The sequence below is a fragment of the Bacillus sp. ISL-34 genome, from assembly GCF_018613325.1.
In the GTDB taxonomy this organism is placed as follows: Bacteria; Bacillota; Bacilli; order Bacillales; family DSM-1321; genus Peribacillus.
This window is the reverse complement of sequence record NZ_JAGGQJ010000023.1, coordinates 142,706-155,701: the sequence shown is the minus strand read 5'-3', so window position 1 is coordinate 155,701 and position 12,996 is coordinate 142,706. Positions and strand designations below refer to the sequence as shown.

Here is a 12,996-nt window from a genome sequence, read left to right as displayed (position 1 = left end):
ATTTGGCAGGTCGTACTTCTTCATCCAAAATATATCTCGATGTCGTTGAGAGCCTACGTAGCATGATTGAAGCGGACAGCCTCCTGCCGGGAGATAAAATCCCATCAGAACGGGAGTTATCGGATCGTTTTAATGTAGGCCGTTCCTCTGTCCGTGAAGCATTGCGTGCCTTAGAGCTATTAGGATTAATAGAAACAAGGCGTGGTGAAGGGACGTTTATCAGGGATTTCCAGGAGCATAAGCTAGTCGAGCTTCTGGGAACCTTTTTTTTGCAAGATAAAAAAGTACAAGAAGATTTGGCTGAGACGAAAAGGCTGATTGAAATTGACTGTTTGCGGATCGTCGCCTTTTTCGCTACGGCTGAGGACATCAAAAGATTAATGGTCTGGGTCAAAGCGGATGAGTTTCATGATGATGATTTCTTCTTAAGAATTGCCATTTTGAATCGCAATCGGTTGCTGGAAAGAATTTGGCGCATTGTCAACAGCTATGCTAGAACATCAGAGATGGTACAGGGTAATGTGAAAAAAGAAGATTATCTGTCACTTCTTACATATTTGCTCGAACGTGATGAAGAAAAAGCCATCGAAACGTATCTTATTAGAATTAGAAATATGTCGAAGGACGAGTGACACCTTTTTACACGATACTAATTTTATTTCTGATATAGTTTGTACCAAGTATCATAAAATAGATAATTGGTGGTAAAGGGAGGATTAAGCTTGCTTAAAGAGCTATTTGCGAAGTCTAAGAAGAAATATGCAACGGTTCCTTTTGATCGGGAGAAACAAGATGTACCAGAAGGAATCATGACAAAGTGCACCGGCTGTAAAAAAATCATGTATACAAAAGAATTGGTGAAAAACAAGAAAGTCTGTCTTCATTGCGGGCACCATCATTCGATGTCTTCCCATGAGCGCATCGAATTTTTATTCGACGCCGGGAGTTTTAATGAATTTGATAAAGAAATGATTTCAGTTAACCCGCTTGAATTTCCGGATTACTTAGAAAAATTGGAAAAAGATAGAAAGAAAGCCAAGATTAATGAGGCGGTTGTCACAGGAGTTGGAAGCATCAATGGGTACCAAGTTTCAACAGCCATCATGGATTCGAATTTCCGTATGGGGAGCATGGGATCCGTTGTTGGGGAAAAAATTACCCGTGCCATTGAACGTGCAGGTGAATTGAAGATTCCGTTCATCATATTTACGGCATCAGGCGGCGCTCGGATGCAGGAGGGTGTTTTAAGCTTGATGCAGATGGCAAAGACAAGTGCAGCACTCAAGATATTCAGCAATGGAGGCGGACTGATCATATCAATGATGACCCATCCTACCACAGGTGGGGTTTCGGCAAGTTTCGCGTCACTTGGCGATATTAACCTAGCCGAACCTGGAGCCCTTATTGGTTTTGCGGGAAGAAGGATCATTGAACAGACGATTCATGAAGAGCTTCCTGAAGATTTCCAAACGGCTGAATTCTTGATGAAGCACGGCCAATTGGATGCGGTCGTCAACCGTACGGAAATGAAGGAAACCTTGACGACGATCCTTAAAATCCATGCCCCGGGCGGTGAATGGTCATGATTTACGAATTAGAGTTTGAGCGTCCCATTACGGACCTGAGAAATAAGATTAAAGAGCTAAAGGCGATTTCGAAGGATGCTGATGTAGACCTTACTGTTGAAATCGAAACATTGGAAAAGCGTTTAGAGAAGCTGGAAGTGGATATTTATAACCATCTTAAACCGTGGGATCGTGTTCAGATTGCCCGGCATCCAGCACGTCCGACGACGCTTGATTACATTCCGTTATTATTCAATGACTTCATCGAGTTTCATGGTGATCGTTATTATGGGGATGATGAAGCGATTGTCGCTGGAATCGCAGAATTTGATGGACTTGCCGTGACTGTCATCGGTCATCAACGAGGTAAAGATACGAAGGAAAACATCCGTCGTAACTTTGGCATGCCCCATCCTGAAGGCTATCGAAAAGCTTTGCGTCTGATGAAACAGGCGGAAAAATTCAACCGGCCGATTATTTGTTTCATTGATACGAAGGGAGCTTTCCCTGGTAAAGCTGCTGAAGAGCGCGGGCAAAGTGAAGCCATTGCGAAAAACCTTTTTGAAATGGCAGGGCTGAAGGTGCCGGTCATCAGTATTGTCATCGGTGAAGGCGGAAGTGGCGGTGCATTGGCACTTGGCGTCGGAGACCGAATTTTCATGCTTGAGAACTCCACATATTCGGTAATTTCCCCTGAAGGGGCTGCAGCCTTGCTGTGGAAGGATGCCTCTCAGGCTAAGAGGGCTGCGGAATCGATGAAAATCACGGCTCCCGACTTAAACCGCTTAGGAGTCATCGATGAGATCATTCCTGAAGTGAGGGGCGGCGCCCATCGTGATTCAAATTTACAGGCAGAAGCCATCAAGGATATCCTGAAACGTTCATTCAATGAACTTCTGCCATTGAATAGTGATGATCTTATCAACCAGCGTTATATGAAATTCAAGAAAATCGGTGAATATGATTTTGCAAAACAACCTGAGGGCGAACCTAAGGAAGTGGAACAGCATTCATAAACACATTTTGCAAAAGGAAAAACGTGCTGCCTGGGGCAACACGTTTTTTCATCCTTTCAAGGGGCGCATATGTATTCATTATCGAAACGAGTAAAGAATATGGTTTGTGTGTAGAATGTAAACTTTTACGCCATTTTACTTCAATTTCTGAAGAGAATCGGTTAGGCTTATAACATCAAGTTAGCATAAGTGAAGCAAGTTACTGCTTATTGAAGCTTGAAAAAGGGTACAATGATATAATGAAGCGTAAAATTGATTAGTGCTGTAGAGAGGTGACATTTATGAAAAGAATAGGTGTATTGACAAGTGGAGGAGATTCTCCAGGAATGAATGCGGCAGTCCGAGCAGTTGTCCGGAAAGCAATTTTTCATGAAATTGAGGTCTTCGGGATTTATCATGGCTATCAGGGCCTGATAAATGGAAATATAAAGAAGCTTGAACTTGGGTCGGTCGGGGATATCATTCATCGAGGCGGCACGATGTTACATACGGCTCGCTGTCCGGAATTTAAGACAGAGGAAGGCCAGCTGAAAGCGATTGAACAATTGAATAGACTTGGTATCGAGGGCATTGTCATAATTGGTGGCGATGGTTCTTACCGCGGAGCGAAAGCTTTAACGGAAAGGGGCTTTCCTTGTATCGGAGTTCCTGGAACGATTGATAATGACATACCGGGTACGGACTTTACGATTGGTTTCGATACGGCCCTGAATACAGTCATCGACGCTATCGATAAAATTCGGGATACGGCTACTTCTCATGAAAGGACTTATGTGGTTGAGGTGATGGGAAGAGATGCCGGCGATATTGCGCTTTGGGCTGGATTGGCTGGCGGAGCCGAAACGATTCTTTGTCCTGAATATGAATATGATATAGAAGATTTGATTGGGAAGCTGAACCGCGGACATGACCGAGGGAAAAAGCACAGTATCATCATTGTAGCTGAAGGTGTTGGAAGTGCTGTTGATATCTCCAGGAAAATTGAGGCGAAAGCAGGATTTGAAACCCGTGTAACCGTCCTGGGCCATGTTCAGCGCGGAGGATCTCCTTCTGCTAATGACCGGGTATTGGCAAGCCGACTTGGAGCAAGAGCCGTCGAATTGCTTCTTGAAGGAAAAGGAGGCAGGGCTGTCGGGATAGAACAAAATCAACTTGTTGATTATGATATCATCGAAGCTCTTGCTAAACCGCATACAATTGACAAGAAGATGTATGATTTATCTGCAGAGCTATCGATTTAATCATTATTGATATGAATTTGCTTTTTAAAGAATTGGGTATTTAAAAAGAAGACATAAAACACTGCGCCCCTGCCTTCAAAAGGTGAACAGGCGGCGAGTTTTCCTTAAAGGAGGATGACACATGCGTAAAACCAAGATTGTTTGTACGATTGGACCCGCGAGTGAAAGTATAGAAAAGCTGGTTCAATTAATAGAAGCAGGGATGAATGTGGCACGGCTTAACTTTTCTCATGGAAATCATGAAGAACATGCCGCTAGAATCCGCAATATCAGAGAAGCTGGCGAAAAAGCGGGTAAACAGGTTGCCATACTGTTGGACACAAAAGGACCTGAAATCCGGACAAATAATATGGAAAATGACTCTATTGAGCTTGTAGCCGGCAATGAAGTCATTATTTCCATGAATGAAGTCCTGGGAACACCTGAAAAATTCTCCATTACCTATGAAGGGCTTCTGCATGATGTCCACCCAGGATCTAAAATCCTTTTGGATGATGGATTGATCGGTCTTGAAGTGTTGAAGATCGATGAGGTAAGAAAAGAAATCCGTACCAAAATATTGAATAGCGGTACACTTAAGAACAAAAAAGGCGTGAATGTTCCAGGTGTTTCGGTTAACTTGCCAGGCATAACGGAGAAAGATGAACAAGATATCCTTTTTGGAATCGAACAGGGTATCGACTTCATTGCTGCCTCATTTGTACGCAGGGCTTCCGATGTGCTTGAAGTGCGTGAATTATTGCAGCAAAATGGATCGGAACATATTCAAATCATCCCTAAAATCGAAAATCAAGAGGGCGTAGACCGGCTTGATGAAATCTTGGAAGTTTCAGATGGTTTGATGGTAGCCCGTGGCGACTTGGGAGTGGAAATTCCTGCTGAAGAAGTGCCTTTAGTCCAAAAACAAATGATCAAAAAATGTAATAATGCCGGGAAACCTGTCATAACGGCTACACAAATGCTCGATTCGATGCAGCGTAACCCAAGGCCAACCCGTGCAGAAGCAAGTGACGTCGCCAATGCCATATTTGATGGAACGGATGCCATCATGCTTTCTGGTGAAACAGCTGCTGGAACCTATCCTGTCGAAGCTGTGCAAACGATGCATAATATTGCTTCACGTGCTGAAACTGCGCTTGATTATCGGGATATATTATCAGTCAGAAGCAAAGTGAACCGTCATAATGTCACGGATGCAATTGGTCAATCCGTTGCCCACACCGCACTTAATCTTAATGCCGGAGCAATCATCACCCCTACGGAAAGCGGCCATACGGCACGGATGATTTCCAAATACCGCCCTAAAGCACCGATCATTGCGGTTACATCCAATGATCATGTTTCAAGACGGCTTGCATTGGCTTGGGGAGTCTATCCGCAGATTGGTCCAAAAGCGACGACTACCGATGAAATGCTTCAAACCGCTATAGATGAAAGCTTGCATTCAGGCTTAGTTTCCCATGGGGATTTAGTCGTCATTACAGCCGGTGTTCCTGTAGGAGAAACAGGTACGACTAACTTGATGAAAATTCATGTGTTAGGAGAGGTTCTTTTGAAGGCTCAAGGAATCGGCAGGAAATCGGCGAAAGGTGAAGTGGTTATAGCTAAGAATGCCAAGGAAGCTTTGGAAAAAGTGACGGAAGGCTCAGTATTGGTTACAATCGGTTCGGACCGCGATATGATGCCAGCGATTGAAAAGTGTGCGGCATTGATTACGGAAGAAGGCGGTTTGACAAGCCATGCCGCTGTTGTAGGAGTTACATTGGGCATTCCGGTCATCGTTGGTGCGGAGGACGCGACCAAGGTTTTCACGGATGGGCAAAGAATAACAGTCGATGCAGGTCGTGGAGTCATTTATGATGGACATGCCAACGTTTTGTAAAACGAAATTTTGGCTGATTTCGTGCCAATGAGGTAAGATGGATGTACCGCACCAGAAATGGGCTGTGCAGGAGGAATGTAGATGAAATATTTTTTATTGTTTATCATTGCGATGCCGGTCGTTGAAATCATTGTCCTATTGCTGTCAGGCAATATGATTGGTTTTTGGCCAACGCTGTTCCTGATTGTAGCCACAGGTTTAATCGGAGCTTATTTGGCTAAACGGCAAGGGATGGAAACATGGAAAAAGGCACAGGAACAGATTCGTTACGGAATGATGCCTGGAAATGAAATCATTGATGGAATCTGTATCTTTATCGGAGCTGCACTGTTGCTGTCCCCTGGGCTCATCTCGGATATCATGGGATTGATCCTTGTGTTTCCGCCAACCCGGAATCTCCTCAAACCGATCGTTATCCGGTTTATCATGAACAGGATGAATAAAGGGAAAGTTACCATCATTCGGCATAAATAATACAAGGCTGTCTAAGGGCTCAAGCTTTTAGGCAGCCTTTTTGGTCTGGAAAAATAGGTCTACAAAAGCATCCAAGTTTTTTAATGGGTGCTTTTTTGCATTTCAATGTAAATCGGATATTGCCTGTTTCACCATAAAATGGTGAATTTCACGAGAAAGAAAATGTGTATCATACAGGTTTATTAAATTATTAACCCCTGAAAACATTGGTAAATCAGGCTTTTCCATGTATAAAAATCTTTTTTTAGATTTTTTAGAAAAAACTGGTGACAAATTTATACAACGTGTTATATAATACAAACAGGAAATAAAACAACTGTATTATAACATAAAAGAGTTGGAAAGGATGTGGAGAGGCAACATGATTACGGAAGCAAAAGGCTTACAAATTACAGGCAATATTAAGCCAGGATATGAACAAATACTTACAACGGAAGCTCTTCAATTCATCGAAAGAATTGAACGGCATTTCAGTGGAAGAAGGGCAGAACTTCTAGAACGGCGGAAAAGCGTTCAGGTAGAACTGAATCAAGGCAAGCTTCCTGATTTCCTTGAAGAAACGAAGCATATTCGTGAAAGTGATTGGACAATTGCGCCCCTCCCGAATGATTTGCAGGACCGCAGGGTTGAAATCACTGGACCTGTCGATCGTAAAATGATCATTAATGCCATGAACTCAGGTGCCAATGTATTCATGGCGGACTTTGAAGATGCCAATTCACCAACTTGGGAGAATTGCATTGATGGTCAATTGAATCTGCACGATGCAATTCGCGGAACCATTTCGTTTAAAAATCCAAATGGCAAAATGTATGAATTAAATGAAAGAACAGCTGTCCTAAAGGTAAGGCCACGCGGATGGCATTTAGAGGAAAAACATGTCCTTTTGGATGGACAGCCTATATCAGCCAGCATTTTTGACTTTGGACTGTACTTTTACCACAATGCAAAAGCATTGATCGAAAAACAAAGCGGTCCATACTTTTACTTACCAAAAATGGAAAGCCATCTCGAAGCAAGATTATGGAATGAAATATTCGTATATGCACAGAACGATTTGAGAATTCCGCAAGGAACCATCAAGGCAACGGTCTTGATAGAAACGATTCTTGCTGCATTCGAAATGGATGAAATTCTGTACGAGCTGAAAGAACATTCGGCAGGCCTGAACTGTGGCCGCTGGGATTATATCTTTAGTTTCCTGAAAAAATTCCGTCACTCGGATGATGTTATCTTCCCAGACCGGCAGCAGGTCACGATGACCGTCCCGAACATGAGGGCGTATTCCTTACTGGCAATCAAAACATGTCACACTCGTAATGCTCCTGCAATTGGCGGGATGGCAGCGCAAATTCCTGTTAAAAATAACCCGGTCAAGAACGATGAGGCTTTTGCGAAAGTAAGGGCAGATAAAGAACGCGAAGCAAGAGACGGTCATGATGGAACATGGGTTGCCCACCCAGGTATGGTAAGCACGGCAAAAGAGGTTTTTGACCTGCTCGTCCCAAAACCGAATCAAATTTTCCGGAAACGGGAAGATGTCCATGTAACAGCTCAAGAGCTGCTGGCTGTACCGAAAGGAACGATCACAGAGGCAGGATTAAGGACGAATATTAACGTAGGCATCCAATATATCGCCTCCTGGCTAAGCGGCAGAGGTGCGGCACCCATCAATAACTTAATGGAAGATGCTGCAACCGCTGAAATTTCAAGGGCTCAAGTCTGGCAATGGATCCGTCATCCAAAAGGCATTCTCGAAGATGGCAGGAAAATAACCGAGGAATTATTCCATCAAATCAAAGAAGAAGAGTTGGCGGCCATTAAATCGGAAGTAGGGGAAGAAACTTTCAAATCAGGAAGGTTTGAAGAGTCTACTAAACTATTTGAACAATTGATTGAAGAGGATGACTTTGCAGATTTTTTAACCAACGCGGCATATGAAAAATTATCTTAATATTCAAAATATATAATATAAATTAGGAGGAAATAATGATGATGAATGAGAGAGCGCAAAAATTACAACAAAGCTGGGAAAATGACTCACGGTGGACTGGTATTAAACGTCCTTATACGGCAGAAGAAGTTATTAAACTAAGAGGTTCCATCGATATTGAACAAACATTGGCACGCCGTGGTTCTGAAAAACTATGGAATCTATTAAATACAGAGGATTTCATCAACGCGTTAGGAGCATTGACTGGTAACCAAGCCATGCAGCAGGTGAAAGCTGGTTTAAAAGCAATCTACTTAAGCGGCTGGCAAGTGGCGGCAGATGCTAACATCGCAGGGCAAATGTACCCTGATCAAAGTTTATATCCAGCCAACTCCGTGCCGCAAGTGGTTAAACGCATTAATCAGACACTTCAGCGTGCAGACCAAATCAGCTTTGCTGAAGGAAAAGATGATATCGATTGGTTCGCTCCAATCGTGGCAGATGCTGAAGCAGGCTTTGGTGGTTCCCTTAACGTCTTCGAATTAATGAAAGGCATGATCGAAGCTGGAGCGGCAGGCGTTCACTTTGAAGACCAGCTTTCTTCCGAGAAAAAATGCGGTCACCTAGGCGGCAAAGTCCTCCTTCCAACCCAAACGGCAGTACGTAACTTAGTTTCCGCCCGATTGGCAGCCGACGTAATGGGTACACCGACTATCTTGATTGCCCGTACGGATGCTGATGCTGCAGATTTGATTACCGATGATATTGATCCGGTCGATGCACCATTCATCACGGGTGAAAGGACTCCAGAAGGATTCTATCGCACGAATGCAGGTCTTGACCAAGCTATTGCAAGAGGTCTTGCTTATGCGCCGTATGCCGACCTTATCTGGTGTGAGACTTCTGAACCTAATCTAGCGGATGCTCGCCGCTTTGCCGAAGCGATCCATGCAGAGTTCCCGGGCAAACTGCTTGCTTACAATTGTTCCCCATCATTTAACTGGAAAGCGAAGTTAAGTGATGAAGAGATTGCCAATTATCAAGTGGAATTGGGTAAATTGGGTTATAAATTCCAATTCGTTACACTTGCAGGTTTCCACTCATTGAACCATAGCATGTTCAATCTTGCTCTTGGTTATAAAGACCGCGGCATGGCTGCATACTCAGAACTTCAACAAGCGGAGTTCGCTAGTGAGCCCGACGGCTATACAGCAACACGTCATCAGCGTGAAGTGGGAACTGGTTACTTTGATGAAGTGGCACAAGTCGTTTCTGGTGGAACATCATCCACAACAGCACTTGCAGGTTCAACTGAAACAGAACAATTCGAGACGTCAAAATAATTTTAGCTTAAAACCAAAGATCCGCCTTGTACCCGAGGCGGATTTTTAAATGGAAATGGGTGAATGCTAAGGATATTCTTGATTAACTTAAGTTTGTATCCCCGATGATGAAAGTCCATATGGCCTTGAAGACATTGGCACGCTGAAGTGTATTGAATATGACAAGTACGACAGGTCCTGCAATCAGACCTAGGAAACCGATCAATTTGAAGCCGATGAACAAGGCGATGAGAGTGGCAAGCGGATCCAAACCAATACTGGAAGAAAGTACTTTTGGCTCTATTAGTTGACGTTGGACAACGACGATTATGTAAAGGACGGACAAACCGATTGCAAGACTTGTATTACCGGCGATGAATTCAAAGATGATCCAAGGAATGAAAATCGTACCTGTCCCTAAATAGGGGATGATATCGACCAGTCCGCATATCAGGGCAATGGTAATTGAATAATTCACCCCCAAAATGAGAAATCCGATTAAAATCGTGACAGTCGTCAATGAAACAAGGGTGAATTGTGCACGGATAAACCCGAACAAAGCCCTTTTTAAATCCTTGAATAAACGCTTTGCACCCGCAAAAATCTTATCAGGCAACACCTTTCCGGTCATTCTGCCAAAGGTATCCCAATCTTTGCTGATGAAGAAAGTGCCCAGCAGGGTAAAAAGGAGTGCTGTTGCTGTAGTTGGAAACCAACCGATGATTGTGGGGATGTTTTTCAAGAAAGCTTGAATGAAGCCGCTTACTCCGGTAGTGATCGATTCACCGATATTTTGAATATTCTTGAGGACTGTGTCTTGCTGTTCGATATCCAAATTATTGAACATGGCAGCTATTTGATTATATAAAGGTATGACGGTGGACGCGATGTATGTTTCTATATAATCCACGATGGTTTCAATGTGTTTCGGGATGACTCCGGCAAGGTAATTGGTTCCTGAAATGATCTCGGCAACCAGTAAGGTGATAAGACCTGCAAATAAAAGGAAAATGAGTAAAAGGGAAACGAATACAGCTAACCCTCGCGGCAGCCTTCCTTTCCTTTCGAAAAAAGTGACCAGGGGATTCATCAGGAAAGCGATTATCATGGCAATGATGAATGGATATGTATATTTAGATAAATAAAACAAGGCAATCCCGCCTAAAATTACTCCTCCGATGACCAGTAAAGAGCGAATGAAACGATACATATATACCGGATTCAAGTCTTATCCTCCTTCAATCATAAAGTTTGTATTATAATTGTAACGATGATGGAAAAGAAAGGAAAGATTCTTTCGTTTTTCGGCTTAACTTTTTTCCGTGATGCATCGTTCCATAAATCATTTTTCTCCCAGGAAACAGGGGAGTTTGTTATGTTAAAATAACAAAAAAGAAGGAAGAAGGTGAAGGGATAATGATCAACGGTCCTGTCGTATTTTTAATTCTGCTTGCTGCAATCGGTTGGTTTGGGAAAAATACATCACTGATCATGGCTGCGGGCTTTCTTTTAAGCATGAAACTGATTGGCCTCGACGCTAAAGTGTTTCCATACCTGGAAGCGAAAGGAATCAACCTGGGCGTTACGATCATTACGATTTCCGTACTCATACCAATAGCAAACGGGGCGATAGGTTTCAAGGAACTCGGAGACGCGATAAAATCTCCTTATGCTTGGATTGCACTTGCATCTGGAATAGCGGTTGCGCTCATAGCAAAAAATGGGATTACGCTCCTGTCACATGATCCGCACATTACCACGGCTCTTGTTTTTGGGACGATTCTTGCGGTCGCATTATTCAAAGGTGTGGCTGTCGGTCCGTTAATCGGGGCGGGAATTGCTTATTTATGCATGCAGATCTTCAATTTTTTTAAATGAAGCGAGTGGCAAAGGATAGAAGAGTCCGTCAGTGTCGGGAATGAAAATTTTCTATTTAATGTTTCGTTTATTCTGCTTTGCGGCGAATTTTCAAAAAAACGTTTTGAAACGCATTAAAAAAAGCAAGAGAATAAGTAGCTAATTTTTCTAATAAAATAATAATTTTTTCACATTTTAAGTGCTTTTCATTCCCAAAAAAGTGTTTATTGTTTATAATAATCATGTAACTGCTCTGATTTATTAAAAATGGGATTCAGAATATCATTGATATTTTTGAGGAATCTTAAAAAAGATGTAGTTATTGAGCAAGCGCTCACTAGGAATAGCTACAAGCATTATTTTTAGAATTTCTTATTAAAGATTATCGTACATTTTACTATTGTTGGGGTCATATTCTGTGAACGCTTCCAATACAAAATGTATGTCTTCTGCTAAAAAATAGATGGTTGTTTGCAATAGCTAATTTCTTGGAAGCGCTATATTTATACGCTAATAGCAAGGGCATAGGGGAATATTTAGGAAAAGGAGAGATTTAGTATGACAGCAACAAAAGGTCTTGAAGGTGTGGTAGCAACAACTTCATCAGTAAGCTCCATTATCGATGACACATTAACGTATGTAGGTTATGACATCGATGATTTGGCTACAAACGCAACATTCGAGGAAGTAATCTATCTTTTATGGCACGGAGCTCTTCCGAACAAAAGCCAACTAGAAGAATTAACTAAACAACTTGCTGAAAATGCTGAAATTCCAGCTGAAGTGGTTAATCACTTCAAAACATACCCAATTGATAAAGTACATCCAATGGGAGCTCTTCGCACTGCAGTATCTCTTCTTGGTCTTTATGATGAAGAGGCAGATGTAATGAGTGAAGACGCTAACTATCGTAAAGCAATCCGCATCCAAGCAAAAATCCCTACATTGGTAACAACTTTCGCTCGCATCCGCCAAGGGAAAGAAGCTGTTGCTCCACGTACAGATTTAAGCTTCGCTGCTAACTTCTTATATATGTTAAGCGGTAACGAACCAACGGCAATCGAAGAAGAAGCATTCAACAAAGCATTGGTTCTTCATGCTGACCATGAATTAAACGCTTCTACATTCACTGCCCGCGTTTGTGTGGCTACATTATCTGATATCTATTCTGGCGTAACTTCTGCCATCGGCGCTTTAAAAGGCCCACTTCACGGCGGAGCTAACGAGCAAGTCATGAAAATGCTTACAGATATTGGTTCGGTTGATAATGTTGAGCCATATATCAACGAAAAATTAGCCAATAAAGAAAAAATCATGGGCTTTGGCCACCGTGTATACCGTAAAGGTGATCCTCGTGCTAAACACCTTAAAGAAATGTCACAAAAACTGACTGAACTTACTGGACAACCGCAATATTATGATATGTCCATCAAAATTCATGAAATCGTAACTGGTCAAAAAAATCTTCCGCCGAACGTGGATTTCTATTCTGCTTCCGTATACCACAGTTTAGGTATCGAGCATGACCTATTTACACCAATCTTTGCTGTAAGCCGTGTTTCAGGCTGGATCGCTCATATCCTTGAGCAATATTCAAACAACCGCCTTATCCGTCCGCGTGCAGAGTATGTTGGACCAGGTATGCAAAAATATGTACCGATTGAAAAACGCTAATTAAAAGTTTTTTCGAAAAATCATTTTTTATT

Annotated in this window: 11 protein-coding genes; 10 read left to right on the top strand and 1 reads right to left on the bottom strand. The window is 42.5% G+C overall.

Annotated features, from left to right (window positions below; all coding sequences use genetic code 11):
- Nucleotides 1–2 precede the first annotated feature (2 nt).
- The 8 genes from J7E52_RS16255 (at nucleotide 3) to aceA (ending at nucleotide 9,454) form a co-directional block, all read left to right on the top strand.
- A complete protein-coding gene (locus tag J7E52_RS16255; RefSeq protein ID WP_214748528.1) occupies nucleotides 3–632 on the top strand; it encodes a FadR/GntR family transcriptional regulator in 630 nt (209 codons plus the stop codon).
- Nucleotides 633–722: 90 nt separating this feature from the next.
- Nucleotides 723–1,586: an acetyl-CoA carboxylase, carboxyltransferase subunit beta gene (accD, locus tag J7E52_RS16250; protein WP_214748525.1), complete on the top strand. Its 864-nt coding sequence runs from the start codon at nucleotides 723–725 to the stop codon at nucleotides 1,584–1,586.
- Entirely contained in the window at nucleotides 1,583–2,581 is a 999-nt protein-coding gene (accA, locus tag J7E52_RS16245) for an acetyl-CoA carboxylase carboxyl transferase subunit alpha (RefSeq protein WP_214748522.1), read from the top strand. Before accD ends, accA begins: the two co-directional genes overlap by 4 nt.
- Nucleotides 2,582–2,862: 281 nt before the next feature.
- Nucleotides 2,863–3,822, top strand: a complete 960-nt coding sequence (pfkA, locus tag J7E52_RS16240) for a 6-phosphofructokinase (protein ID WP_214748519.1) — start codon at nucleotides 2,863–2,865, stop codon at nucleotides 3,820–3,822.
- A 121-nt stretch (nucleotides 3,823–3,943) separates the two neighbouring features.
- Nucleotides 3,944–5,704 carry a pyruvate kinase gene (gene pyk / locus J7E52_RS16235; RefSeq protein WP_214748516.1) on the top strand — a complete coding sequence of 587 codons (1,761 nt, stop codon included), beginning with the start codon at nucleotides 3,944–3,946 and terminating at the stop codon, nucleotides 5,702–5,704.
- Nucleotides 5,705–5,785: 81 nt separating this feature from the next.
- Nucleotides 5,786–6,178, top strand: coding sequence for an FxsA family protein (locus tag J7E52_RS16230; RefSeq protein WP_214748513.1), 393 nt, complete (start codon nucleotides 5,786–5,788; stop codon nucleotides 6,176–6,178).
- A 361-nt stretch (nucleotides 6,179–6,539) separates the two neighbouring features.
- Nucleotides 6,540–8,132 carry a malate synthase A gene (gene aceB, locus J7E52_RS16225; protein WP_214748510.1) on the top strand — a complete coding sequence of 531 codons (1,593 nt, stop codon included), beginning with the start codon at nucleotides 6,540–6,542 and terminating at the stop codon, nucleotides 8,130–8,132.
- A gap of 38 nt (nucleotides 8,133–8,170) precedes the next feature.
- Complete coding sequence (aceA, locus tag J7E52_RS16220; protein ID WP_101222909.1) at nucleotides 8,171–9,454, top strand: isocitrate lyase; 1,284 nt, start codon at nucleotides 8,171–8,173, stop codon at nucleotides 9,452–9,454.
- Nucleotides 9,455–9,536: 82 nt separating this feature from the next.
- Here the strand turns inward: aceA and ytvI are convergent, their stop codons facing one another.
- The gene (gene ytvI, locus J7E52_RS16215; RefSeq protein ID WP_214748507.1) at nucleotides 9,537–10,658 is read right to left on the bottom strand and encodes a sporulation integral membrane protein YtvI; all 1,122 of its coding nucleotides are present in this window, start codon (nucleotides 10,656–10,658) and stop codon (nucleotides 9,537–9,539) included.
- Nucleotides 10,659–10,849: 191 nt separating this feature from the next.
- Between ytvI and J7E52_RS16210 the strand changes: the two genes are divergently transcribed.
- Nucleotides 10,850–11,311, top strand: a complete 462-nt coding sequence (locus J7E52_RS16210) for a DUF441 domain-containing protein (RefSeq protein WP_034309113.1) — start codon at nucleotides 10,850–10,852, stop codon at nucleotides 11,309–11,311.
- A 537-nt stretch (nucleotides 11,312–11,848) separates the two neighbouring features.
- A complete protein-coding gene (gene citZ / locus J7E52_RS16205; protein WP_214748504.1) occupies nucleotides 11,849–12,964 on the top strand; it encodes a citrate synthase in 1,116 nt (371 codons plus the stop codon).
- The last annotated feature ends 32 nt before the right edge of the window (nucleotides 12,965–12,996 follow it).